This window comes from Pseudomonas sp. Sample_10 (assembly GCF_004321495.1).
Classification (GTDB): domain Bacteria; phylum Pseudomonadota; class Gammaproteobacteria; order Pseudomonadales; family Pseudomonadaceae; genus Aquipseudomonas.
In genome coordinates this window covers 180,492-203,997 of record NZ_RCOE01000063.1, presented here as the reverse complement: position 1 = coordinate 203,997, position 23,506 = coordinate 180,492, and the positions used below count along the sequence as shown (strand labels likewise).

At 58.5% G+C, this 23,506-nt stretch carries 24 protein-coding genes; 12 read left to right on the top strand and 12 right to left on the bottom strand.

Features of this window, described 5'->3' with window-relative positions; all coding sequences use genetic code 11:
* Window positions 1–41: 41 nt before the first annotated feature.
* Entirely contained in the window at window positions 42–359 is a 318-nt protein-coding gene (locus tag D8U18_RS06120; RefSeq protein ID WP_056855470.1) for a DUF883 family protein, read from the bottom strand.
* Between the two features lie 163 nt (window positions 360–522).
* Here D8U18_RS06120 and D8U18_RS06115 point away from each other — a divergent pair, with 163 nt between their 5' ends.
* Complete coding sequence (locus D8U18_RS06115) at window positions 523–777, top strand: hypothetical protein (RefSeq protein WP_056855469.1); 255 nt, start codon at window positions 523–525, stop codon at window positions 775–777.
* A gap of 4 nt (window positions 778–781) precedes the next feature.
* Here D8U18_RS06115 and D8U18_RS06110 read toward each other — a convergent pair whose 3' ends face one another.
* A complete protein-coding gene (locus tag D8U18_RS06110; RefSeq protein ID WP_130907258.1) occupies window positions 782–1,690 on the bottom strand; it encodes a LysR family transcriptional regulator in 909 nt (302 codons plus the stop codon).
* Window positions 1,691–1,774: 84 nt separating this feature from the next.
* Between D8U18_RS06110 and D8U18_RS06105 the strand changes: the two genes are divergently transcribed.
* Window positions 1,775–2,698 (top strand): carbon-nitrogen hydrolase family protein, encoded by a 924-nt coding sequence (locus D8U18_RS06105; RefSeq protein WP_056855467.1) that lies wholly within the window; start codon window positions 1,775–1,777, stop codon window positions 2,696–2,698.
* A 17-nt stretch (window positions 2,699–2,715) separates the two neighbouring features.
* Here D8U18_RS06105 and D8U18_RS06100 read toward each other — a convergent pair whose 3' ends face one another.
* From D8U18_RS06100 to D8U18_RS06090, 3 genes are all read right to left on the bottom strand, one after another.
* Window positions 2,716–3,189, bottom strand: coding sequence for an LEA type 2 family protein (locus D8U18_RS06100; protein ID WP_130907260.1), 474 nt, complete (start codon window positions 3,187–3,189; stop codon window positions 2,716–2,718).
* Between the two features lie 61 nt (window positions 3,190–3,250).
* Entirely contained in the window at window positions 3,251–4,717 is a 1,467-nt protein-coding gene (locus tag D8U18_RS06095) for a nucleobase:cation symporter-2 family protein (RefSeq protein ID WP_130905619.1), read from the bottom strand.
* An 85-nt stretch (window positions 4,718–4,802) separates the two neighbouring features.
* Entirely contained in the window at window positions 4,803–5,696 is an 894-nt protein-coding gene (locus tag D8U18_RS06090) for a LysR family transcriptional regulator (RefSeq protein WP_056855465.1), read from the bottom strand.
* Window positions 5,697–5,797: 101 nt separating this feature from the next.
* On the opposite strand from D8U18_RS06090, the gene D8U18_RS06085 reads away from it, so the two are divergent.
* The 7 genes from D8U18_RS06085 to D8U18_RS06055 all read left to right on the top strand — a co-directional run bounded on the left by D8U18_RS06085 (window position 5,798) and on the right by D8U18_RS06055 (window position 11,463).
* A complete protein-coding gene (locus tag D8U18_RS06085) occupies window positions 5,798–6,889 on the top strand; it encodes a polyamine ABC transporter substrate-binding protein (RefSeq protein ID WP_131107271.1) in 1,092 nt (363 codons plus the stop codon).
* A gap of 13 nt (window positions 6,890–6,902) precedes the next feature.
* Window positions 6,903–7,862 carry an agmatinase gene (speB, locus tag D8U18_RS06080; RefSeq protein ID WP_130930937.1) on the top strand — a complete coding sequence of 320 codons (960 nt, stop codon included), beginning with the start codon at window positions 6,903–6,905 and terminating at the stop codon, window positions 7,860–7,862.
* 159 nt (window positions 7,863–8,021) lie between these two features.
* Window positions 8,022–8,738, top strand: a complete 717-nt coding sequence (locus tag D8U18_RS06075; RefSeq protein ID WP_056855463.1) for a YafY family protein — start codon at window positions 8,022–8,024, stop codon at window positions 8,736–8,738.
* 51 nt (window positions 8,739–8,789) lie between these two features.
* Window positions 8,790–9,131, top strand: a complete 342-nt coding sequence (locus D8U18_RS06070; protein WP_056855462.1) for a nuclear transport factor 2 family protein — start codon at window positions 8,790–8,792, stop codon at window positions 9,129–9,131.
* Between the two features lie 30 nt (window positions 9,132–9,161).
* The gene (zapE, locus tag D8U18_RS06065) at window positions 9,162–10,280 is read left to right on the top strand and encodes a cell division protein ZapE (RefSeq protein ID WP_130905616.1); all 1,119 of its coding nucleotides are present in this window, start codon (window positions 9,162–9,164) and stop codon (window positions 10,278–10,280) included.
* A gap of 18 nt (window positions 10,281–10,298) precedes the next feature.
* Entirely contained in the window at window positions 10,299–10,880 is a 582-nt protein-coding gene (locus tag D8U18_RS06060) for a DinB family protein (protein WP_131107270.1), read from the top strand.
* Between the two features lie 91 nt (window positions 10,881–10,971).
* A complete protein-coding gene (locus D8U18_RS06055; RefSeq protein ID WP_056855459.1) occupies window positions 10,972–11,463 on the top strand; it encodes a GNAT family N-acetyltransferase in 492 nt (163 codons plus the stop codon).
* A gap of 113 nt (window positions 11,464–11,576) precedes the next feature.
* Here D8U18_RS06055 and D8U18_RS06050 read toward each other — a convergent pair whose 3' ends face one another.
* From D8U18_RS06050 to D8U18_RS28705, 3 genes are all read right to left on the bottom strand, one after another.
* A complete protein-coding gene (locus D8U18_RS06050) occupies window positions 11,577–11,792 on the bottom strand; it encodes a hypothetical protein (RefSeq protein WP_056855458.1) in 216 nt (71 codons plus the stop codon).
* A 169-nt stretch (window positions 11,793–11,961) separates the two neighbouring features.
* Entirely contained in the window at window positions 11,962–13,704 is a 1,743-nt protein-coding gene (locus D8U18_RS06045; protein WP_130905614.1) for a phosphoethanolamine transferase CptA, read from the bottom strand.
* A 200-nt stretch (window positions 13,705–13,904) separates the two neighbouring features.
* A complete protein-coding gene (locus tag D8U18_RS28705; RefSeq protein WP_177336590.1) occupies window positions 13,905–14,081 on the bottom strand; it encodes a DUF6026 family protein in 177 nt (58 codons plus the stop codon).
* 273 nt (window positions 14,082–14,354) lie between these two features.
* On the opposite strand from D8U18_RS28705, the gene gnd reads away from it, so the two are divergent.
* Window positions 14,355–15,335, top strand: a complete 981-nt coding sequence (gene gnd / locus D8U18_RS06040) for a phosphogluconate dehydrogenase (NAD(+)-dependent, decarboxylating) (RefSeq protein WP_131107269.1) — start codon at window positions 14,355–14,357, stop codon at window positions 15,333–15,335.
* A complete protein-coding gene (gene zwf / locus D8U18_RS06035) occupies window positions 15,332–16,855 on the top strand; it encodes a glucose-6-phosphate dehydrogenase (protein ID WP_056855455.1) in 1,524 nt (507 codons plus the stop codon). The genes gnd and zwf overlap by 4 nt, the downstream gene beginning before the upstream one ends.
* Window positions 16,856–17,026: 171 nt before the next feature.
* On the opposite strand, the gene nhaB is transcribed toward zwf, so the two are convergent.
* From nhaB to D8U18_RS06020, 3 genes are all read right to left on the bottom strand, one after another.
* Window positions 17,027–18,529, bottom strand: coding sequence for a sodium/proton antiporter NhaB (gene nhaB, locus D8U18_RS06030; RefSeq protein WP_130930940.1), 1,503 nt, complete (start codon window positions 18,527–18,529; stop codon window positions 17,027–17,029).
* Between the two features lie 79 nt (window positions 18,530–18,608).
* Window positions 18,609–19,898: a hypothetical protein gene (locus D8U18_RS06025; protein WP_130907268.1), complete on the bottom strand. Its 1,290-nt coding sequence runs from the start codon at window positions 19,896–19,898 to the stop codon at window positions 18,609–18,611.
* A 287-nt stretch (window positions 19,899–20,185) separates the two neighbouring features.
* Window positions 20,186–20,452, bottom strand: a complete 267-nt coding sequence (locus D8U18_RS06020) for a hypothetical protein (RefSeq protein ID WP_056855452.1) — start codon at window positions 20,450–20,452, stop codon at window positions 20,186–20,188.
* Between the two features lie 345 nt (window positions 20,453–20,797).
* On the opposite strand from D8U18_RS06020, the gene D8U18_RS06015 reads away from it, so the two are divergent.
* A complete protein-coding gene (locus D8U18_RS06015; RefSeq protein ID WP_056855451.1) occupies window positions 20,798–22,123 on the top strand; it encodes a sigma-54 dependent transcriptional regulator in 1,326 nt (441 codons plus the stop codon).
* A 58-nt stretch (window positions 22,124–22,181) separates the two neighbouring features.
* On the opposite strand, the gene D8U18_RS06010 is transcribed toward D8U18_RS06015, so the two are convergent.
* On the bottom strand, window positions 22,182–23,486 hold the full coding sequence (locus D8U18_RS06010) for a hypothetical protein (RefSeq protein ID WP_056855450.1): 1,305 nt from the start codon (window positions 23,484–23,486) through the stop codon (window positions 22,182–22,184).
* Window positions 23,487–23,506 lie beyond the last annotated feature (20 nt).

The following is a 23,506-nucleotide window of genomic DNA, read 5'->3' as shown; positions in this document are numbered from 1 at the left end:
GAGCGAATTCGCTCCCACAGGTTTTGTGTTCAGGTTGATGATCAGCGGCGTGCCAGGAGCATCCCCACCACAAGGCCGAAACCCGCCGATACCGCAACCGTCTGCCAAGGGTGGCCGCCGATGTAGGTTTCAGTGGCCTCGACTGCAGGCAGTGTCCGGTTGCGTACGCTGGTCACCGAATCCCGGGCCTGCTGGAGTTTCAGGGCGATTTGCCCACGCAATGTCTCTGCTTCCTCACCGACCAGTGAGGCACTGCTTTTGAGCAGCTTTTCCGACTCTTCGATCAGCGATTGAAGCTCGCTGAAGGCTTGATCCTTGATTTGTTCATCGGCAGCCTGTGCGGCGGTTTTCCGGGCCATTGAAGTACTCCTTGCAGTGGGTGAACAGTGAACAATGGAGTCCTCGGCACTGGAAAAAGTTGCAGCGATTTCTCGCGTCAGCCCGATTCCAAAGAAATCCAGCGCAGGACGATTCATCCTACAGTGTAAGATGTCGCCTATTTTATGCAGCAGGAAAAATCCCATGAGCTTCAATCTGGCCGACAAATCCCTCGCCGAGCGCGCTGCGCTTGAAGATGAAAAATCCCGTCTGTTCGAACTCTGGCAAAACAACCTGGGCAAAGCCAAGGGTGAAGCGGCGCGCTTGTTTGGCGAACGTGCTAAACGCAAAGGCAAGTGGGCCGAGTGGGTTCGTGCCGAGCTGGACGGCATGTCGCCACCGGAGTACTCGAACATGGTGCGCAGTGAAGTCAATCGCCTGATGGCCGCCAACAAGTAAGTCGCTACATAAAACTCGCCACGATCGCCTCGCGCACTTTCAGCACCACCGGGTCTGGTTGGGTGCTGGTACGCCAGCCCAGTTCGATCGGATAGCGCGGCAATGCCAAGGGGCAAGGCAGCAATGTCAGGCCGCTGAGCGCAGCAATGCTCCTGGCCGCGTGAGCCGGAATGGTCGCCACCGCCTGGCTGCCCTTGAGCAGATGCGGCAGTGCTGCAAAGTGCGTGGTCGAGGCGCACACCCGGCGACTCAAGCCCACTGCCGCCAGCCCTTCATCGGTAATGCCGATAAAGCCCCCCGAAGACACAAGGATGTGCTCACGGGTGACGAACTCCTCCAGACTGATGGTCTGCTGGCCCTCGCTGAGGCTGAGCGGGTCGACCAGACACAAGTAACTTCCTTCCCCCAGCACCTGACGGCTCAGCAAGCGTTCGGCGAACCCGCCGGCGGTAATCGCCAGATCGATGCTGCGTTCCATCAAGGCCTGAGCGACGATCTGGCTGTGGGTCTGGCGAAAGATCAGGCGCAACTTCGGCGCGCAGCGGGCAATTTCCTCTATCAGCCGACGCCCGTAGGCAATCTCGAAATCATCCGACAAGCCGATACTCACCGAGCGTCCGTCGTAATGGTGGGTGGTCGGATCGACCATCGCTAGGCTCTGCCGGCATTTATTCAGTGCATCGCTGACCACCGGCTTGAGTTGATTGGCCTTGAGCGTTGGCGCGAGGCCCCGGCCGGTTCGGACAAACAATTGGTCGCCATACACCTCACGCAACCGCCGCAATGCGGCACTGACCGCCGATTGCGTGACACCAAGGCGCAGCGCCGCTCGACTGGCACTGGACTCTTCGTGCAGGGCTTCAAAGACTTTCAACAAATTGAGATCGATGTCGCTGATATTCATTTGGTTCATATCATTCAGCAGCTGACTGGGCTTTATTCATGATCCCGTGTCGCCGCAGAATCAGCAACATCTGACCCCGCTGGAGTTACTGTGATGCCCAAGTCAATCGTTGCTGCGCTGCAAATCGGCGCCTTGCCCGGCGGCAAGGCCGACACGCTGGAGCAAATTCTGTCGTATGAAAGTGCGATCATCGAATCCGCCGCCGCCCTGGTGGTGATGCCCGAAGCGCTGCTTGGCGGTTATCCGAAAGGTGAAGGGTTCGGCACCCAATTGGGCTATCGACTGCCGGAAGGGCGCGAAGCCTTTGCCCGTTATTTTGCCAACGCCATCGACGTGCCGGGCTTGGAAACGCAAGCGCTGGCCGGGCTTTCAGCGCGTACCGGCGCCAACCTGGTGATCGGCGTCATCGAGCGCTCGGGCAGCACGTTGTATTGCACTGCGCTGTATTTCGATCCGCAGGCGGGACTGGTCGGCAAGCACCGCAAGTTGATGCCGACCGGCACCGAACGGCTGATCTGGGGCAAGGGCGATGGTTCGACGTTACCGGTGATCGACAGCCAGGTCGGGCGGGTCGCGGCGGTGGTGTGCTGGGAAAACATGATGCCGCTGTTGCGCACAGCGATGTACGCCAAGGGTGTGGAGGTGTGGTGCGCGCCGACGGTGGATGAGCGGGAAATGTGGCAAGTCAGCATGCGGCACATCGCGCACGAGGGGCGCTGCTTTGTGGTCAGCGCTTGTCAGGTTCAGGACTCGCCACAGGCCTTGGGCCTGGAAGTCGCCAATTGGCCTTCGGACCGGCCATTGATTGCTGGCGGCAGTGTGATTGTCGGGCCGATGGGCGACATTTTGGCCGGTCCGCTGCGTGGTGGTCGCGGTTTGCTGACCGCCGAAATTGACACGGACGACTTGATTCGCGCGCGTTACGACTACGACGTGGTCGGGCACTATGCGCGCCCGGATGTGTTCGAGTTGACGGTGGATGAGCGAGCGAAACCGGGTGTGCGCTTTGCTTCATAGCCTCTGCATCTTCAGCGTTACCGGCTGCCCGTCGTCGGCCCTGGCAGGCTGAGCTTGCCGCTATCGACAAAGCGCATGGTGCCGAACAAGCCGCCGGCGAGTTTGCCACGCAGGATGTAGGGCATGTTGTTCAGGGTCTGCGTCTTGCTCAAGCCGAAGGTCTGGCGCAGCACCGAGAACGCCGAGACGCTGACGGGAACCGTGAGCACGGTTTCGGAGAAGCGCGCAATCGAACCCGACTGATCGCTGACACCGGAAGCGAAGGGTTGGCCGTTGATGTCCAGATCCAGCGCCACCCCGTTGAAACTGATCGAGCCCTCATTGGGGTTCTGCACACGAATCTTCACCGCAAAACGGATCTCCATGTCCTGGCTTTGCAAAGGTTCGATGCCAACCACGTTGATGTTCAGCGGATCGCGATTCGGGAGCAGGGCGCAGGCGCTGAGGGAGAGTAACAACAGGGAAAGGATAACGGCGTGGACGCTGCGCATGGACGTGCTCTCACAAGTAAAAAAGGGCTGAGCCGCAATGGCTCGGCCCTTGAGCATTTGCCTAGCTGTTCAACTGTGCGACAACCGCAGGTCTGGCGGGTTCACTCTTGGCCGGGACATCCGGGTTTTCCATGACCTGCAGAATCGACGCTTCAGGATCGAAATCGTCTTCTTCCAGCTCGATGAATTCTTCCGGCAGGAAAATGTTCAGAACGATGGCGCACAATGCACCGACGGTGATCGGCGATTCAAAGATGTTGTGCAGCGCCTTCGGCAGCTCACGCAAGACTTCCGGCACCGCGGCCACACCCAGGCCCATGCCAATGGAAATCGCCACGATCAGCATGTTGCGCCGATGCAGACCGGCTTCGGCGAGGATCTTGATCCCGGCCACGGCAACCGTGCCGAACATCACCAGTTCAGCGCCTCCGAGTACCGGTTTTGGCATCAATTGCAGCACGGCGCCGATCATCGGGAACAGCCCCAGCACGACCAGCAAACCCGCAATGAAAAACGCCACGTAACGGCTGGCCACGCCGGTCAGCTGGATGACGCCGTTGTTCTGCGCGAACGTCACCATCGGCATGCTGTTGAACACCGCGGCCATCGCCGAGTTGAGACCATCAGCCAGCAATCCGGATTTGATCCGGCGAATGTACACCGGGCCTTTGACCGGCTGCCGGGAGATCATTGAGTTGGCGGTCAGGTCACCGGCGGCTTCCAGTGGCGACACCAGGAAAATCACCGCCACCGGCACGAACGCGACCCAATCGAAAGAGAAGCCGTACTTGAACGGCACCGGCACGCTCATCAGCGGCACGGCGGGCAGGCTGGCGAAATCAACGTGCCCCAGCAGCCAGGCGACGACATAGCCAAGGGTCAGGCCGATGACGATTGCCCCCAGGCGCAGGAACGGCACGTCCACGCGGTTGAGTACCACGATAGTGCCAAGCACCAGTGCGGCCAGGCCAAGATGGCTCGCTGCACCGAGGTCAGGCGCGCCGAAACCGCCGGCAATGTCGGTCATCGCGACCTTGATCAACGACAAGCCCATGAGGGTGATGATGGTGCCCGTCACCACCGGGGTGATCAGCATACGCAGCTTGCCGATGAATTGGCTCAGCACCACTTCGATGAACGCGGCGAAGAAGCACACGCCGAAGATCGTCGAGAGAATCTCATCGGTGCCGCCGCCCCGGGCCTTGACCATGAACCCGGCGCTGAGGATCACGCTGATGAACGAAAAACTCGTGCCTTGCAGGCACAGCAGGCCTGAACCGACCGGTCCGAAGCGTCGCGCCTGAACAAATGTGCCCAGGCCGGAAACGAACAGCGCCATGCTGATCAGGTACGGTATTTCGCTTTGCAGGCCGAGGGCGCTGCCCATGATCAGCGTCGGCGTGATGATGCCGACGAAACTGGCCAGCACATGTTGCAGGGCTGCGAACACGGTAGCCGTCAGGTGAGGGCGGTCGTCGAGGCCGTAGATCAGGTCGTTATTGCGCGGGGTTTTTTCTGGGGAGGTCATGGTGGTTTGCGTGCCGGGAGGCGGGACCGGGTCGGAAAATGGAGGCGCAGGATGCCAGAACGGTCCGATCACGGCAAAAGAACCTTCAGGCAAAAGCCGCCAGTAAATCCTCTTCAAACGCTTTCTGCGCATCCCCCGGCACCAGCGCCCGATGCCTGGCCAGATGAAACGCCACGTCGAAACTCATTTCCTCGCGGCGCACCGCACGTAAGAGGCCTTTGTCTTCCCAAGCACGGGCAAAGTGGCTGGGCAGATAACCGATATGCTTGCCGGACAGAATAAAGGCGAGGGTGCCTTCGACCTGTTCTGCCCGCGCCGAACACAGTTTGCCCTGGAAGGGCTCGTCACTGCGCAGGAAGCGGTAAGGGTGATCGACCCGGTCGCAGGCTTGCAGGGCCCGGTCATCCGGCGCTGCATCGGCGAACAGCGGATGGCCGACTGCGCAATACAAATGCTGGGTTTCACTGAAAAGTTGGCGGTAATCAAAAGCGTTCTGGATCTGCGAGAAGTACCCGATCGCCAAATCCAGTCGCTGTTGCAGCAGCAGGCGTTCCATTTCGCCGGGCATGGCACTCATCAACTCAATACGCACCGATTCGTCGCGCTGGCGAAAGCGTCGGATGGCCTCCGCGACCCGTTGCAGCACCGATTGATCCAGCGCTTCGGACAAGCCCAGGCGCACTTCGCCGATCAGGCGACCGGCCACGCCATTGGATTGGTGACGGAACGCTTCGATGGACTCGAACAGGCTGCGCGTGGCGTTGAGCAGTTGCTCGCCCTTGGGCGTGACATTGAAGCCACCCTTGCCACGGCTGCACAGCCGATAGCCGAGGCGAGTCTCGAGCTTGGCCATTTGCTGGCTGATGCTCGACTGGCTCAAGCCCAGCTCGCCCTGCGCCGCGCTGAAGCCGCCGCACTCCACCACACTGACAAACAGACGCAACAGTTGCAGGTCCACATCGTGGAGTTGACCGAGCATCAAACATTACTCCCGGGTAATGTCAGGTTAATAAACGTGATATTTCACCAATGTATCCGACGCGGCATCCTGCAACCACTTCCAATGGTCAGGTGTTCGTCATGGCTCCCACGTTCAAGCTGTGTTTACCCGCGTTGTTTCTTGTCGTGTCCGCGTCGGCCAGTGCCGAGGAGAAAGTGCTCAACCTCTACAGTTGGGCCGATTACGTGGCACCGCAAACCTTGAAGCGATTCGAGCAGGAGACCGGCATTCATGTGCGCTACGACACCTTCGATGCGCCGGAAGTGCTGGAAACCAAACTGCTGACCGGTGGCAGTGGCTATGACGTGGTGGTGCCGTCCTCCAGTGTGCTGGCACGCGGCCTGGCGGCGGGTGCACTCAAAGCCATTCCCCACGATGGCTTGAAGGGTTACGCCAATCTTGATCCCGACCTGTTGGAAAAACTGGCGGCGGTCGATCCCGGCAACCGCTACGGCGTGCCCTACACCTGGGGTACGCTGGGCTTGGGAATGAATGTGCAGGCGGTCAAACAACGCCTGCCGAACGTGCCGCTCAATAGCCTGGACCTGCTGTTCAAGCCCGAATATGCCCACCAGCTCATGGACTGCGGCATTGCGATCATCGACTCACCGCAAGAGGTGATCGGCCTGGCACTGCACTACTTGGGCAAAAACCCCTACAGCACCGACAAGCGCGATCTCGAATCGGCCCAGGCGTTATTGCAGCAATTGCAGCCATCGGTGCTGTACGTCGCCAGCGGCCGGCAGATCAATGATCTGGCCAATGGCAGTGTGTGCCTGGCACTGACCTACAACGGTGACGCGAGCATGGCCGCCGAACAGGCGCGCAAGGCGGCCAAGCCCTATGACATTGCCTACCGGATTCCCAGGGAAGGCACGCTCGTGTGGCAGGACAACCTGGCAATCCCCAAGGATGCACCGCACCCCGAAGCGGCGCGCCAGTTCATCGAATTCATGCTGCGCCCTGAATCCGTCGCCGCACTGACCAATACCCTGTTTTTCGCCACCGCCAACCAGGCTGCAACGTCGCTGGTGGATGAGGTTGTGCGCACCGACCCGGACATTTACCCGCCCGCCGAGGTGCGTGAGCGGCTGTATGCCGACCGCAGCATGAGCCTCAAGGACATGCGCCAGCGCACCCGCGTATGGACCAGTTTCCGTAGCCGTCAATAACAAGGAGCCTTCAATGGACGTCCCAGCGCAGAACGACCAAGCCATCACCCGTGACAGCCTCTACGGCACCGCGGCCGAAAGTACTTACGCTGGCATCACCAGTTTCATGCGCCGTCGTTACAGCCGCGATTTGCGCGGTGTCGACGTGGCGGTCAGCGGTGTGCCGTTCGACACCGCCACCAGCAACCGTCCCGGCGCACGCTTCGGGCCACGCGGCATTCGTGCAGCGTCCACCGGGATTGCCTGGGAACGCCACTGGCCGTGGGCCTTCGACCCGTTCGATCATCTGGCGGTGATCGACTACGGCGATTGCGACTTCGATTACGGTTCACCACAGTCGACTCCGCAAGCCATCGAAGCCCACGCCGAACATATCCTCGGTGCCGGCAGCGCGATGTTGACCTTTGGTGGCGATCACTTCATTACCTATCCGCTGCTCAAGGCTCACGCCCGCAAACACGGGCCGCTGTCGCTGATCCACTTCGACGCCCACAGCGACACCTGGCCGGACGAAGAGGGCAAGCGCATCGACCACGGCACCATGTTCTGGCACGCGGCCAAGGAAGGGCTGGTCGATCCGTCACGCTCAGTGCAGATCGGCTTGCGCACCACCAACGATGATCATCAGGGGTTTGAGGTGCTGGACGCGCGACAGGTGCATCGATGTGGCGTGGATGCAATCGTCGAAGCGATTCGGGCGCGGGTCGGCGACAACCCGGTGTATCTGACGTTTGACATCGACTGCCTCGACCCCGCTTTCGCCCCGGGGACCGGCACGCCGGTGTGTGGCGGATTGAGCACGGTGCAGGCGCTGGAAATCCTCGGCGGCTTGCGCGGGATCAATCTGGTGGGCATGGATGTGGTGGAAGTGGCGCCAGCCTATGACAATGCAGACATCACCTCGCTCGCGGCGGCGACGTTGGCAATGGAAATGTTGTGCCTCTATGCGGCAAAACATAAGGTCGACCGTTAAGTAGCAATCTCCCGTGGGAGCAAGCTGAACTGGCCAAATGATTTTGCACATTTCAAGCGGGCGCTATGATGGCGCCCGAATCTGAGTGTTTGCTACTGCCAATTTCTGTCAGTGGCCTCTGCTAAGCTCACTCGAATTTCCGGACTGGGCCTGCCGATCGTGTCGCGAACCACTCGTTTACTGACGTTGTTGCAAGTGTTGCGCGGCAGAAGCCGGCCGGTGACGGCGGCGACGCTGGCCGGGGAACTGGACATCTCCGAACGCACGCTGTATCGCGACATCGCCGAACTCACCGCCCTCGGTGCACCGATCTATGGCGAGGCGGGAATTGGCTACGTGTTGCGCAGCGGTCTGTTCCTGCCTCCGTTGATGCTCAATGCCGATGAAACCGAAGCCATCGTGCTTGGCTTGCGTTATGTCGACCAGCGAGGGGACGAGGTATTGAGCAAAGCCGCTGCCGACGCCCTGGCCAAGATTGCCGCAGTACTGGCGCCGGAAGCGCTGGACGCGTTGCACAATCCGACCGTTCTGCCGGGACCGTCCGGTTATGGCTTTGCGCCAAATGCGGTGCCGTTGAACGTGTTTCGCCAGGCCATTCGCAGTCAAGCCAAGTTGCACATCGATTATGCAGACGCGCAGCAAGTGCCCAGCCAGCGGTTGATCTGGCCACTGGCCCTGGGTTTTCTCAATGAGGTGCGAATCATCGTCGCCTGGTGCGAATTGCGCAGTGCCTATCGCACCTTTCGCACAGACCGTATTTCGCAAGCCAGGGAGCAGGGCGAGCGCTATCCGGGGCGACGCAGCGACCTGCTGCGAACATGGCGCAAGCAGATGCAACTGGACGATGCAGGGCGTTTCACTCCTGACAAGAATTGACATTCACCTGTTCTAGCATGGCTCCAGAATCAACCAACAAGGAGCCATATCATGTCTCATTCAGCTTCTGCGCTGGCGCCGGCCATCGCCGCCTACATTGCTGCTGCCAATGCCCGTGACACTTCGCGCGTCGGCAGTTTTTTCGCTGAAGATGCCAATGTGTTCGATGAGGGCCAGCATCGGGTCGGCACCCAGGCCATCGCCCAATGGATGCAGGACACGGCCGAGCGGTACCAGCCACGGGTCGAAGTGCTGGGAGTGCAGCAACGCACTGGAAAGGTGCTGGTCAACGGCCTGATTTCCGGCACATTTCCCGGCAGTCCGTTGACGTTGCGCTACATGTTCCGCCTCAATGATCAGGGCAAGATCGCCCGGTTGGACATTTCACTGTAGCTGTCGCGATCTGGTGGCATACTGCCGCGCATGAATGTCGACTCCCCACTCAAAGCCTGGCAACACGCCATCGAACAGAAGGGCTTCGTCCAGGACGAAGCCCAGGAACATGCCGTCTGGGCCTTGCAGAAGTGCCATGAAGCGCTGCATGAAGGGCGCTCGCCCGTCATGGGCGTTTACCTGTGGGGGCCGGTCGGGCGCGGCAAGACCTGGTTGATGGATCAGTTTTACCAGCACTTGCGGGTGCCGGCCCGGCGGCAGCACTTTCACCATTTCATGGGCTGGGTGCACCAGCGCTCGTTTCAATTGACCGGTACCGCTGACCCGCTGAAGGCGCTGGCGCGTGAATTGAGCGAAGAAGTGCGGGTGCTGTGCTTCGATGAGCTGTTCGTCAATGACATTGGTGACGCAATCATTCTCGGGCGCCTGTTCCAGGTGATGTTCGAACAGGGCGTGGTGGTGGTCTGCACCTCCAACCTTCCACCCGATCAACTGTATGCCGATGGCTTCAACCGCGACCGGTTCTTGCCGGCCATTGCCGCGATCAAACAGCATATGCAGGTGATTGCAGTCGACGGCGGCGAGGATCATCGTCTGCATCCGGGGCAGGGGTTGCAACGCTACTGGGTTGCCGAACCCGGACAGCCCAGTCCGCTGGCGGATGTGTTCAAGGTCCTGACCGTGGGGCAAACGGTTTCCAGCGCGCCGATCAACGTGGGTTATCGACCGCTGGCTGTGGTGCAAGCCAGTCAATCCGTGCTCTGGTGTCGTTACGCCGATCTCTGTGAGCAGCCGTTCGCCGCCATGGATTTCATGGCTTTGTGTGACACCTTCAGCGCTATTGTGCTGAGTGACGTGCCCAACCTCAGCGCGCAAAAACGTGCCGGACGCATTGCCCGGGGCACCGAAGACGCGCCCGTGCGCGTGGAAGCCGGCGACCGGGAGTTGCCGCAGTTGTCGGTGCACGACGACGGCGTGCGACGTTTTATTGCCCTGGTGGATGAGTGCTACGACCGCAAAGTGCCGTTATACCTCGAAGCACAAGTGCCGATGGATGCGCTGTACACCGAGGGTTATCTGGAATTCCCGTTCCGCCGCACGCTCAGTCGTCTGCAGGAAATGCAGCTGGAACGTTTCGCCGAGGTTTGAAACCCAGGAGGAATGACCATGAATCAACCTCTTTCGCATCACTTGCTGACCATGGCTTACCAGAATGCCTGGGCCAATCATCGCCTGGCCAAGGCCTGGTGCCAATTGAGCGAGGATGAGCTGCAGGCGCACCGCGTCAGTTTCTTTCCCAGTATCCGCGCGACCCTGAATCACATCCTGACCTGCGACTGGTTTTACGTGGATGCCCTTGAGCGGGAGCTGCGCGGCGATGAGCCTCATCCCGATTGCCAAGTGTTTTTCAATGAGGACGAGCCGTTCACCCGCGCTGTGGATCTCAAGCGCGAACAGGCACATGTTGACCGACGCCTGATCGCTTATTGCGAACAGATGCGTGACGCCGATCTGGGCAAAATCGTTACCATTGCCCGCGATACGCCGCAGTACGACAGCCGTTTGCGTCTGTTGTCACATCTGTTCGAGCATCAGATCCATCATCGTGGCCAGGTTCACGCGATGCTCAGTGGAACGCGGGTCAAACCACCGCAACTGGACGAGTTTTTCTGCGCGGGTGAATCGTCCCTGCGAGCACAGGATTTCGCCGAGTTAGGCTGGACCGAAGCCTTGATCTGGGGGCATTAGGACCTTTCGATTTTTTGCTGCTCGCGATATCGTCACGCCGGCCTTCCAGGACGAACTGCGTTCCGGGGCCTTTTTTCGATCGAGGATGGAAATGGATTCCGCAGAAATTCTTGTACTGCAAGCCAGCTACACCAACCCGGTGCATGCCGAAGCCATCGGGCTGGTGCTGAACAGCTACGCCCAGGACCCGATGGGCGGCGGTCATGCCTTGGCCGCCAGTGTTCTGGAGCATCTACCGGGCGAGCTGGCCAAGCGCGCGCATGCGTTCAGCGTATTGGCGTTCGTCAATGGCGAACCAGCCGGGCTGATCAATTGCTTTGAAGGCTTTTCGACTTTTGCCTGCCGGCCATTGGTCAATGTCCACGATGTGGCGGTGGTGCCGAAGTTTCGCGGGTTGGGTTTGAGCCAGCGGATGCTGCAAAAGGTCGAAGAAATCGCCCGTCAGCGTGGCTGCTGCAAAATCACTCTGGAGGTGCTGGAGGGCAATGCGGTGGCGCAAGCCTCCTACGGCAAGTTCGGCTTTGCGCCAGGCGAGTTCGACCCCGCCCACGGGCGCATGATGTTCTGGATCAAGCCACTGTAGGAGGGGGCCTGCTCGCGAAGAAGGCGAATACGCCGCGGTGAATCAGAGTTCACGCGCCATCGTCGGCGATCATCGCGAGCAGGCTCGCGCTTGCAAGCAAGTAACCAGGTCAATCATTTCGGTTTGTAGGTTTCAGTCATTTGTGCGGTTTGGTCGTCCGGGACCCGCAGCTCGTTGGCCTGGCTTTGCGTGATATTGCCCAGTGCCAGTTGCTGGTTGTAGCGCAGCGTTTCGAAGTAATACCTCATGCGCTCGGCGCCTCCTTCGGCAAATGCGCTGGCGGAACCGAATGTCATGAGTGCGGCGAGAATGAGTGTGGTGCGTTTCATGGTGTGCCTCCCACTTAAAGATGTCGGATGCCTGTCGTCCATGAGTCAATGAATCAAAGTCGAACGCTCATTATCCGCCGATTCCGTTAAATGGGAACGCTATTGCACATCTTTGAATCTGCGGTGGGAGCAAGCGTGCTCCCACCGGGTTTGTGTTGCAATGAACTGACTATTTGAGGACAACTTCCGCCGCGACCGGCGCTTTCGGTTTGATCAGGCTGAAATCAATCAACGCCCGCTGTTGCCGTTCGTACGGGTTGCCGATCATCAAGGGGCGAGGCTTGAAGCTGTCGCTGACCAGGCTCTTGCTGTGATCGAGCTCATCGAAACTCAGGCCCGCCAGGTCTGCCCAGGTGTGGATCAGATGGGAGCTGCTGTACGGCCGCCCCAGATCAGCGGCAAAGTTCCAGTCATGGGTTTCACGCCATTTTGGCGAGGCCCAGGCCATGAACGGGATGGTGTACATCGGCGCTGTCGGTTTGCTTTCGTTGCGCCCGAGCGTGCTGTGGCCCGGGGAGTCGAAGACGTCTTCACCGTGATCGGAGAGGTACAGCAAAAAGCCGTTCGGGTCGGTCCTGGCGTAGTCCTTGATCAGGCTCGACACCACGAAGTCGTTGTACAGCACCGCGTTGTCGTAGCTGTTGTAGGTCGGCAACTGATCGTCACGGACACCGGCCGGAACACCGTTGCGATCCTTGAACTTGTCGAAAGTCGAAGGGTAGCGGTACTGGTAACTCATGTGCGTGCCGAGCAAATGCACGACGATCAGCTTGCGCGGCGCGGTGTCAGCCAGGGCCTTGTTGAACGGCTCGATGACGTCGCCGTCGTACTGGGCGGCGTTCTGGTTACGGTTGTTGTTCAGGTACACCTGCTCGTCGGCCTGTTGGGAGAACGTCGTGAGCATGGTGTTGCGCTTGGTCATGGTCTGCTGGTTGGTGATCCAGAAGGTCTTGTAACCGGCCTGTTTCATCATGCTGACCAGCGAAGGCGTGCTCAGGTACAGGTCAGGGTTGTCTTCGTCGGCGAAGGTCAATACCTGCTGCAACGCTTCGATGGTGTAGGGGCGTGGCGTGATGACGTTATCGAAGACAGCCAGTTGATCCTTCAGCTTGTCCAGTTCCGGCGTGGTCTTGCGCGGGTAGCCGTACAGGCTCATGCGTTGCCGATTGGTGGACTCACCGATTACCAGCACCAGGGTGGAGGGCTGGTTGGCCATCGAATCCTTGAAGTTGTGCAGGGGGGGAATCGTGCTGGCGCTATTGAGCATCTCCTGCATACCGGCCAGGGTGTCCAGATAGCGGTGGTAGGCCACAGCCATCTGCCAAGGCACTGCCGGTTCGATACGGGTTTCGAATTTTTCGAAGCCGGCGGCAAAACTGCCGGTGCGCAGGGTTTGTTTGACTAATGGATAACCGACAACGGCCACCAGGATCGCTGTGGCTGCGACCAAAGCCTTGCCGCGCGGCAGGTACACCGGGCGCAAGCGCGTCCACAGGAAGTAGCCGAAGGCGGTATGGGCGAGGAAGGCCGGGACCATCCACCAGGCAAAGTATTGCGTCATGTATTCGCCGGCTTCAGACACGTTCGATTCGAACATGATGAAGATGACGCTTTGTGAAAATTCCTGCTGATAGATAAAGAAGTAACCCAGGCTGGCCATGGAACAGGCCCACAGCACAACACCGATCACGGCGGCCATGACGCGGGTCTGTTTCGGGAACAGCAACATCGGCGCGAGCCAGATGGCGCTCATCACGAAGGCTTGGCGAAAGCCGGAAAAACCGGAAGTGCCGGTCAACTGAATCAGCAGTTGGGTGATGCCGGAAAAATACCAGAAGAACAAAAAGAGCCAGAGAAAGCCTGCCCAATCGAAACCATTCGCAGACTGTTCGCTGCGTTTAAACCAAGACATTCACCGCTCCAATCTCTATTCACTTCCACCGTCGAGCCACTGCAAAGTCGCCGACGAACGGGAGGCGCGCGCATACCGAGCGGCCACAATGAACCGGAGTATCAACAAGCGGATGTGAAAACTTTGTGAGTTGCCAGGACTGGCAAAGCGCTATGGCGTGTCGGAAGCAGGGCGGTGCTGCTTCCGATTCAAGCGAGAGATCAGGCGTGAGGGGCGCGCTGGGTCACCGCTAACGGCTGTTGACCCTGGATCAGCAAGCGCAAGTGCGCCAGCTCCTGCTTCATTTGCTCGTGCTCATCTTTCAACTGACGCAATTCATCGCGACGAATTGTGACGTAAAGGGTTTGTGCTGGCAGTGCGGTGTGTACTGTGCCCATTGCTCACCTCGCAAATGGCGTGTCTCAACTGTAGATCCGCCTGAAATCAGCGGCTGATCTACTATCGGCGCCAATTTTGATTTCTTTTGCCCCCGAAGGGAACTTTTTTATTTTTCATGGTCGGTGTGTCTTCGGCACGATTCCCGACGTTATCAATCAGGATCGGGCACAATGCCCGGAAACTTCACGCCTGCTCGCTGGACTAAACCGAATGAGTCGCGTTGGGCTATAACCTTTGACACACTTTTTATTTGTAGTAGGGAGCATCAGCACATGCAACTCGGGATTATTGGACTGGGCCGCATGGGCGGTAATATTTCGCGGCGCCTGATGCTCAACGGACATTCCACCGTTGTGTACGACCGCAATACCGCTTTTGTCGAAACCCTGGCCGAAGAGGGTGCCACCGGCGTAGCCGATCTGCCGGCCCTGGTGGCTGGCCTGAGCAAGCCGCGAGCGGTGTGGGTCATGTTGCCGGCAGGCGCACCGACCGAAGACACCATCAACACCCTGAGCACCTTGCTCGAAGCCGGCGACACTATTATCGATGGCGGCAACACCTTCTATAAGGACGATATCCGCCGGGCGAAAACCCTCGCCGAAAAAGGTCTGCACTACGTCGATGTCGGTACTTCCGGTGGCGTCTGGGGCCTGGAGCGCGGTTACTGCATGATGATCGGCGGCGATACCGAGACCGTTAAGCGCCTCGACCCGTTGTTCGAAAGCCTGGCACCGGGCATGGGCGATATCCCGCGCACCAAAGACCGCAAGTCCGATGACGACCGTGCCGAGCGCGGTTACATCCACGCCGGCCCTGCTGGCGCCGGGCATTTCGTCAAGATGATCCACAACGGCATCGAGTACGGAATGATGCAGGCCTTTGCCGAGGGCTTCGACATCCTCAAGACCAAGAACAGCGAGAAACTGCCCGAAGATCAGCGCTTCGACCTGAACGTCGCCGACATTGCCGAAGTCTGGCGTCGCGGCAGCGTGGTGTCCTCATGGTTGCTCGATCTGACTGCCGACGCGCTGGCCAGCGATCCGAAACTCGATGGTTTCTCCGGCTCCGTAGCCGACAGCGGCGAAGGTCAATGGACCATTGAAGCTGCCATGGAACAAGCGGTGCCGGTGCCGGTGCTGTCGAACTCGCTGTTCTCTCGTTACCGTTCACGCGGGCAGGGCTCATTTGGCGACAAAGTCCTTTCGGCCCAGCGCTTCGGCTTCGGCGGCCACGTGGAGACTGCGAAAAAATGACCCATGCGATCCGCAGAAAATCCAAGACTGAACCCGCACCACCGACCACACTGTTTTTGTTTGGCGCACATGGTGATCTGGTCAAGCGTCTGCTGATGCCGGCGCTGTATAACCTCAAGCGCGACGGGTTACTCGGGGATGGACTGCGGATCATTGGCGTTGACCACAACGCCATCAGCGATGAAGGCTTCGCGAAAAAACTCGAAGACTTCATTCGCAACGAAGTGGCCACCAAGGTCGGCAAGGGAGATCAGTCTCTTGATCCGCAATTGTGGGCTCAACTCGCAAGAAACATCAGCTACGTCCAGGGCGACTTCCTGGACGACAGCACCTATCAAGCGCTGGCGGCGAAAATTGCCGACAGCGGCACTGGCAATGCGGTGTTTTACCTGGCTACCGCGCCGCGTTTCTTCAGTGAGGTCGTTCGCCGCCTCGGCGCCTCCGGTCTGCTGGAAGAAACGCCCGAGGCGTTCAGAAGGGTGGTGATCGAAAAGCCTTTCGGGTCTGACCTGCACACCGCCGAAGCGTTGAACGCTTGCTTGCTCAAGGTCATGTCGGAAAAGCAGATCTACCGCATCGATCACTACCTGGGCAAAGAGACCGTACAGAACATTCTCGTCAGCCGCTTTTCCAACAGCCTGTTCGAAGCGTTCTGGAGCAACCATTACATCGACCATGTGCAAATCACCGCCGCCGAAACCGTCGGCGTGGAAACCCGTGGCAGTTTCTACGAACACACCGGCGCCCTGCGCGACATGGTGCCCAATCACTTGTTCCAATTATTGGCGATGGTTGCCATGGAGCCACCGGCTGCTTTTGCCGCTGACGCCGTGCGCAGTGAGAAAGCCAAGGTCGTTGGTGCGATCCGCCCCTGGTCGGTCGAAGAGGCCCGGGCCAACTCGGTGCGCGGGCAGTACACCGCTGGCGAGGTCGACGGCAAACCCATGCCGGGGTATCGCGAAGAGGACAAGGTGGCCCCCGACAGCAATACCGAAACCTATGTCGCCCTCAAAGTCATGATCGACAACTGGCGCTGGGTTGGCGTGCCGTTCTACCTGCGCACCGGCAAACGCATGAGTGTGCGTGACACCGAGATCGTCATCTGCTTCAAACCGGCGCCGTACGCGCAATTCCGCGATACCGCAGTCGATGAACTGGCCCCGACCTATCTGCGGATCCAGATCCAGCCCAATGAAGGTATGTGGTTCGATTTGCTGGCTAAACGGCCAGGGCAGGCCTTGAAGATGGACAACATCGAACTGGGTTTTGCCTACAAGGATTTCTTCGAGATGCAGCCGTCCACCGGCTACGAAACGCTCATCTACGATTGCCTGACCGGCGATCAGACGCTGTTCCAGCGTGCCGACAACATCGAGAATGGCTGGCGCGCAGTGCAACCCTTTCTCGATGCCTGGCAGCAGGATTCAACGGTGCAAGGTTACGCGGCGGGCGAGGACGGTCCGCCGTCCGCTGAAGAACTGCTGAGCCGTGATGGTCGGGTCTGGCATTGTTTGGACTGAGCGACCCGCGTTCTGCCCGATGACCTGGACGGCACGTTGCTGCTGCCCGTGGGGTTCGAGCCTCAGATACCGCCCTCTGGAGGTGCCTGAGGCTGCGATTTTTTGATTTTGTTCTTCAAGTTCAAGATCAAGAAATCGCCGCCTTCGGCAGCCCCTGCAGGGATAGAACGATTACAGCCAGTAGCTCACGGCATACCAACCCAACGCACCCATTACCACGGTATAGGGCAAGGCCATCCAGACCATGCGTCCATAGGACAGTCGAATCAGCGGTGCAATAGCGGATGTCAGGAGAAACAGGAACGCTGCCTGGCCATTGGGTGTTGCCACGCTTGGCAGGTTGGTGCCGGTGTTGATCGCAATGGCCAGCGTTTCGAAATGCTCGCGGCTCATGTGTCCGGAGATGAACGCCTGCTTCACTTCGGTGATGTAAATGGTCGCGACAAACACGTTGTCACTGATGGCAGACAACAAGCCATTGGCGATGAACAGCATGCCCGGTTGTTGATCGGCGGGCAGGGCCAGCACCCATTGGATCAGCGGCGTGAACAACTGCTGATCGTGAATCACCGCCACTACAGCGAAGAACACCACCAAGAGTGCAGTGAACGGCATGGCGTCCTTGAACGCACTGCCAAGCCGATGCTCGTCAGTAATACCGGTAAACGCGGTAATCAACACAATGACCATCAGCCCGATCAGGCCGACTTCAGCCACATGAAATGCCAACGCGACGATCAAAATCAAGGCCGCCACGCCTTGCACGATCAATGCAGCGCGCTGACGCGAAGTACGCTCGGCATTGTCTTCATCAGCGTAATTGGCCAGCACCGCGCGTACGTTGTCCGGCAGCAACGTGCCGTATCCGAACCAGCTCAGCTTCTCCAACACAACGCAGGTCACCAGGCCTGCCACCAACACCGGCAACGAGACCGGCGCGATCTTCAGAAAGAACTCGGAAAAGTGCCAGCCCATTTCATGGCCGATCAACAGGTTTTGCGGCTCACCCACCAGTGTGCAAACGCCGCCGAGCGCGGTGCCCACTGCGCCATGCATCAGCAAGCTACGCAGGAACGCGCGGAATTGTTCCAGGTCGCCATGATGAAGTGCAGGTAGTTTCTGGTCATCGCCGTACTCGCTGTCCTGACGCGGATCGGAGCCGGATGCCACGCGGTGATACACCGAATAGAACCCCACGGCGGCGCTGATGATCACGGCGGTCACCGTCAATGCATCGAGAAATGCCGACAAGAACGCAGACAGGAAACAAAACATCAACGCCAGCATTGCCTTGGAGCGAACCCCGAGCAGTAAGCGTGAAAACAGGAACAGCAGCAGATCTTTCATGAAGTAGATACCCGCCACCATAAACATCAGTAGCAGGATCACCGGAAAGTTGTGCAGAAGTTCGTCGTAAAGTGCCTGAGGGGTGGTCATTTTCAGCAGCAGCGCTTCGACCAACAACAAGCCACCCGGCATCAATGGATAGCACTTGAGCGCCATGGCGAGGGTGAAGATGAACTCCAGCACCAACAGCCATCCTGCGGCAACCGGCCCTACGGTCCAAAAGACCAACGCGTTGAGTATCAGGAAACCGATAATACAAACCTTGTACCAGCGGGGTGAGTTGCCGAGAAAGTTATGCGCGAACGCCTGGGCCATGGAACCGGACATCGGCTACTCCTTGTATAAAGAAGCGCGCAAGTTGCCGTAAGCGGAGAAGAAGATCAAGTGTAGGAAAAGTACCTTTTGACTATGCCAGATAGCGAGCGACAACTGCCCGATAGTTGCCATCAAGTGAATAGCCGCCGACAACGATCTTGCCATCGTCCTGGACGGTGATAGAGGTGGCCGTGTCGAGGCTGCGGCCCAGACGCGTGCGAACCCATCCGGTGCGGTCGCCAAAGTCCGAATCCAGCTGCCCGTCAGGTTGATAGCGGCCCACCAGGAAATCGGCCTCGATACCACCGATGGTGGCTCCGGCGGTCAGCACATGGCCATCAGGCTGCAGGTGAGCGGCGGTCCATTGACTGCCTCCACGAGCGATTTCCAGCAATTGCGGCAGGCCGCCGTTGCAATGAATGTCCGGGCGACCATTACTGTGCACTTTCAAGGCAAGACAGTGCATCGGATCGCGGCTGCTGCCAAAACAGTGAATGTCACCGTTTTGATGCTGGACGATGTGGCTGATCTGGGCACTGCGACCCTGCGCCTTGAAGCTCATGAAACCGTCCACGGCAAAACTTTCATCAAGACTGCCGTCACTGTGATAACGGGCCAGCAAACCTTCCTCGGGGAAGTTGATCGAGCCGCCGACAAGGATGCGGCCATCACTCTGCAGTTTCAGCGTACTGAGCCAGGTGTTCATCAGCAAATGCCTGACGATCACGAACCCTCGCCCATTGAAGGTTGGGTCCAGGGATCCATCGGTGTCGAGGCGTATGAGAATGCCAGCGTGGTCTGCCAGCTCAAAATGGTGATTGGCCACCAGCAAAATCCGGCCATCCTCCTGGACGTTGATATCGCAAGCTTCGGCCCCGGGCACGCCGGGTGGCAGCCAGGCATCGCGCACACCATGGGACAGATTGCCCGGCAATCGAACGACGCAACGGCCGTTGTCACCGAATTCCTGGACGGGACGGCCTTGTGCGTCGAACATCGCCAGGGCCGGCAGCGTGCGGTGGGCATTCTCGTAATGCAGGCCGATGACCAGCAGGCGACCATCCGGCAGTACCTGAACCTTCCCGGCCATCGCATCGAAGCCCGGTTCGAACTGGCCGATGATGCTGCCTTGTTTGCCGAAGCCCAAATCTGCCGAGCCATCTTCCAGCAAGCGCGCCAGACCGAAACGGCTGCCGTCCGCCATGCCGACTTTTGCCGCCACCAACAGCCGGCCGCTGGAATCGATCGTGACCCCGTTGGTCATGCTTGAAAGACTGTCGGCGAAATACACCTGCGCTTGGCCATGGGAGGCAAAACGTGTGTCGAGCTGTCCCGAGGAATGGGCGGGTAGAGGGAAGGCTAAAACGGACTGGGTTGACATGCACGCATCTCCTTGCGAGTCGTCCTTATACGGATTGGGGGAGGCGACCTGATAAGGAGATCATTCAATCCTTGAATGCTTGGATGCACAACTGACAGAACTAACAGACGGAGGGTCGTAGTGCGCCACAACAGTGTCTTTTCGAACCAAAGGCAAGCCTGCAAAGAATCCAGGCGTTGCGAAGTTCAAATAGCAATACGTCGCAAATACAGATATGCCGGGGTTGACCAGGCAACTAATCAAGACAAAGAGGGCGCGGATTACTCACGGAGTAATCCGCACAAGGATCAATGCGGCATCGACCATGACTGGAGCGTGTAACCTTCTTCGCTCAACTCGGCACGGGCCTGTTCAAGCAAACGTTCGAGCTGTGCCGGATCGGTGTAGGCACTGCTGGGGATCAGCTTGCGACCTATACTGGTATTGGTCCGGTCAATAACCGTCAGGCTGAGTTCACCGTTGCCATCCTGTGGCGCCCAGGCCACGCACTGAAAAGGCTTGAAAGCGCGGTCGGCAATTAAAAGAGCTTCGTTGATACGGATCGGGGCGTTCATGGAATGTTCTCTCAGTATTGCCCAATCAGATGATGTGCCGAAGGTTGGGCTTACCAATCGGCTGGTTACTTGTACTGATGTCCGCAACCAAGGTTCAGGTCACACCCAAACAAAAGAAATTTCAACTTTCTTTCGAAAGACCCACGCAAAAGTGGCTATTTGAAAGCTTAATGAAAGATTGAAGTTCGTTAGGTAACTATCCAACTACCTGCTTATAACTAATTCCGCAATAACCCTATAGTCAATCGGTACAAGCACACGTCAAATTCTTGCTAATGTTACAGCCAGGTCCGCCAAATGACTGTTTTTAATAAAATTTCTTAAATTTGGCGCCAAGGAACAGTCATGAGTGAAGCGCCTGCCTTACGACGTCTATTAGTGGTTGACCCGTGTGACGACTGTCATCGTCTATTACCGGGATTGCGCTCCGTGGGTTGGGATGTAGACAGCTGTTCGCTGGAAAACGCCATCGACCGAACGTGTGACGTTGGGCTGCTACGCTTGCAGCCTTTTCACCTCGAACGACCGGATGCCGTCAAAGAACTCATCAGCCGCAGCGGTACGGAGTGGATTGCCGTTCTCAACCAGGAAGTCCTGCGATTGCAGAACGTAGGCGACTTTGTCTGTGAATGGTTTTTCGATTTCCATACCTTGCCGTTCGATGTATCCCGGGTACAGGTCACGCTCGGGCGCGCGTTCGGCATGGCGCGCCTGCGCGGTCAGGGCACTGTTCATATCGATCAGCCTGAACATGAATTGCTTGGCGACAGCAAGCCGATACGGGAGCTGCGCAAACTGCTGAGCAAACTGGCACCCACCGAGTCGCCGGTGCTGATCCGGGGCGAGAGCGGTACCGGCAAGGAATTGGTCGCGCGCACGCTGCATCGACAATCCCAACGTCACAGCAAGCCTTTTGTCGCGATCAATTGCGGGGCAATACCTGAGCATCTGATCCAGTCGGAACTGTTCGGCCACGAAAAGGGGGCCTTTACCGGCGCCCATCAACGCAAGGTCGGACGAATCGAAGCGGCCAATGGCGGCACGTTGTTTCTCGATGAAATCGGTGATTTGCCTTTGGAACTGCAGGCCAACCTGCTGCGGTTCCTCCAGGAAAAACACATCGAACGGGTCGGTGGCAGTCAGCCTATTCCCGTGGATGTGCGGGTTTTGGCGGCGACCCACGTTGATCTTGAAGCAGCGATTGAAAAGAAACGCTTTCGTGAAGACTTGTACTATCGGTTGAATGTCCTGCAAGTCGTGACAGCTCCACTGCGTGAGCGTCATGGCGATCTGTCGATGCTGGCCAACCACTTTTCCCATTTCTACAGCCATGAAACCGGGCGCCGTCCTCGCAGCTTCAGTGAAGACGCGTTGATTGCCATGGGTAAACATGATTGGCCGGGCAATGTCCGTGAGCTGGCCAACCGGGTCCGCCGTGGGCTGGTACTGGCTGAAGGCCGGCAGATCGAAGCGCGGGATCTGGGCTTGATCAGCCAGCAGGCAATTGCCACGCCAATGGGCACGCTCGAGGACTACAAGACTCGGGCCGAGCGTCAGGCGCTGTGCGATGTGTTGAATCGCCATAGCGACAACCTGAGTGTGGCTGCACGGGTGCTGGGCGTTTCGCGGCCGACGTTCTATCGGTTGTTGCACAAGCATCAAATTCGCTAGGCAGCCAACAAAAAAGCCTGGCTGTGATTGAGATCGCAGCCAGGCTTTATGTTGTGGATCAGAAGTAGTACGGGAATTTCAGGCTGAACTGGAAGTCCGGGGCATCGTCCGTCATGCCGATGGACAGGTTGGGAACGATGGTCAGGGCGTTGGTGGCGGCAATGGTCATGCCGATGTTGAAGTAGCCCGCGTTGGCGTCACTGGATACCACCGACTCCCAATCACCGCCATCCTGTTTGATTTTACTTTTGCGTTGCACCACATCGGATACCGAGAACGACATACTCATCTTCTCGTTGAGGGCGAATGCAATACCGGCACCGAGCTGGAAGCTGTCGCCGATGTCCACTTTGCCCGGGTTGTCCTGTCCGACCGTTGAACTGATGTCGTCGAATGACTCCTGGAAGTTATGGGTATATGACAGGCTGCCGAACAGCACGGCCGGGTCGTAGGTCTTGACCAGGGAAATGCCTGGCGTGATCGACCAGACGCCGTTACCGGTCGGCAGTGTGTCAGGTACGAACAGGTTGGAGTTGGCGTCCACCTGGCGCAGCTTGATGCCGAACGGGTCCTTGCCGGTAGGAGCCTTGACGCGCAAGGTGACCACCGCATCGGGCGTGTTGACCGACTCGTCGAGGAATTTGTAGGCGATACCGAAGTTGACGTCACCGATTTCCGGATCGCGGGTTACGGTTTCTTCGGTTGTCACACCGGCGGAGCCACCATTGCCACCGCCCGACTGGTAAGTGGATTCGCGATAGATCACCGGCACGTTCAGGTCGAATTGCCAGCGGTTGTCGAAGTTGTAGCGACCGGTCAGGTCGAGTGTCCAGGTATCGGCCTTGATCCGGTCAAGGTTGATGTTGCCCAGAAAGATAGAATCCAGTGCGAGGAAACCGTTAAGGATCAACTGGCGAGTGTCGTACCGCGAATAGGTCAGCCCGGTTTCCACGCTGAACCTGCCGCCGCCGAAGAATCCGCTGGCCTCGTCATACAGGTTGGAAACGCTTTGTGCCGGTTGGGAATCGTCTGCCAGCGACTGCCCGTAGGAACTGCCGCCCCCGGCTGCGCCTCCCGAAGCCGCTGCAGCACCGGTGCCGACCGCGACTTGCGAGTTGCCTTTCATGTCTGCTGGCGATTTGGCCAGGCGTTTCGGAGGAGGGGCTGCCGGTTGTTCCTCAACCTGGCGGACCCGTTGTTCGAGTACCGCCAGGGCTTTTTGTTGTGCTTCGTATCGTTGCTTCAGCTCCATAAGTTCCTGTTTCAGAAGCTCTACTTCCGCATTCGGTGCTGCTTGCACCATCACCGCCGGGAACAGAGTGCTCAAACATACAACTGCACGCAGTGATACTGATCGATACATGAATCAAGCCGTCCCTTTAA

Bases quoted from the DNA above. Each gene is read 5' to 3' on its own strand.
- D8U18_RS06120 (WP_056855470.1), bottom strand. From the start codon at position 359: ATGGCCCGGAAAACCGCCGCACAGGCTGCCGATGAACAAATCAAGGAT.
- D8U18_RS06115 (WP_056855469.1), top strand. From the start codon at position 523: ATGAGCTTCAATCTGGCCGACAAATCCCTCGCCGAGCGCGCTGCGCTT.
- D8U18_RS06110 (WP_130907258.1), bottom strand. From the start codon at position 1,690: ATGAACCAAATGAATATCAGCGACATCGATCTCAATTTGTTGAAAGTC.
- D8U18_RS06105 (WP_056855467.1), top strand. From the start codon at position 1,775: ATGCCCAAGTCAATCGTTGCTGCGCTGCAAATCGGCGCCTTGCCCGGC.
- D8U18_RS06100 (WP_130907260.1), bottom strand. From the start codon at position 3,189: ATGCGCAGCGTCCACGCCGTTATCCTTTCCCTGTTGTTACTCTCCCTC.
- D8U18_RS06095 (WP_130905619.1), bottom strand. From the start codon at position 4,717: ATGACCTCCCCAGAAAAAACCCCGCGCAATAACGACCTGATCTACGGC.
- D8U18_RS06090 (WP_056855465.1), bottom strand. From the start codon at position 5,696: ATGCTCGGTCAACTCCACGATGTGGACCTGCAACTGTTGCGTCTGTTT.
- D8U18_RS06085 (WP_131107271.1), top strand. From the start codon at position 5,798: ATGGCTCCCACGTTCAAGCTGTGTTTACCCGCGTTGTTTCTTGTCGTG.
- speB (WP_130930937.1), top strand. From the start codon at position 6,903: ATGGACGTCCCAGCGCAGAACGACCAAGCCATCACCCGTGACAGCCTC.
- D8U18_RS06070 (WP_056855462.1), top strand. From the start codon at position 8,790: ATGTCTCATTCAGCTTCTGCGCTGGCGCCGGCCATCGCCGCCTACATT.
- zapE (WP_130905616.1), top strand. From the start codon at position 9,162: ATGAATGTCGACTCCCCACTCAAAGCCTGGCAACACGCCATCGAACAG.
- D8U18_RS06060 (WP_131107270.1), top strand. From the start codon at position 10,299: ATGAATCAACCTCTTTCGCATCACTTGCTGACCATGGCTTACCAGAAT.
- D8U18_RS06055 (WP_056855459.1), top strand. From the start codon at position 10,972: ATGGATTCCGCAGAAATTCTTGTACTGCAAGCCAGCTACACCAACCCG.
- D8U18_RS06050 (WP_056855458.1), bottom strand. From the start codon at position 11,792: ATGAAACGCACCACACTCATTCTCGCCGCACTCATGACATTCGGTTCC.
- D8U18_RS06045 (WP_130905614.1), bottom strand. From the start codon at position 13,704: ATGTCTTGGTTTAAACGCAGCGAACAGTCTGCGAATGGTTTCGATTGG.
- D8U18_RS28705 (WP_177336590.1), bottom strand. From the start codon at position 14,081: ATGGGCACAGTACACACCGCACTGCCAGCACAAACCCTTTACGTCACA.
- gnd (WP_131107269.1), top strand. From the start codon at position 14,355: ATGCAACTCGGGATTATTGGACTGGGCCGCATGGGCGGTAATATTTCG.
- zwf (WP_056855455.1), top strand. From the start codon at position 15,332: ATGACCCATGCGATCCGCAGAAAATCCAAGACTGAACCCGCACCACCG.
- nhaB (WP_130930940.1), bottom strand. From the start codon at position 18,529: ATGTCCGGTTCCATGGCCCAGGCGTTCGCGCATAACTTTCTCGGCAAC.
- D8U18_RS06025 (WP_130907268.1), bottom strand. From the start codon at position 19,898: ATGTCAACCCAGTCCGTTTTAGCCTTCCCTCTACCCGCCCATTCCTCG.
- D8U18_RS06020 (WP_056855452.1), bottom strand. From the start codon at position 20,452: ATGAACGCCCCGATCCGTATCAACGAAGCTCTTTTAATTGCCGACCGC.
- D8U18_RS06015 (WP_056855451.1), top strand. From the start codon at position 20,798: ATGAGTGAAGCGCCTGCCTTACGACGTCTATTAGTGGTTGACCCGTGT.
- D8U18_RS06010 (WP_056855450.1), bottom strand. From the start codon at position 23,486: ATGTATCGATCAGTATCACTGCGTGCAGTTGTATGTTTGAGCACTCTG.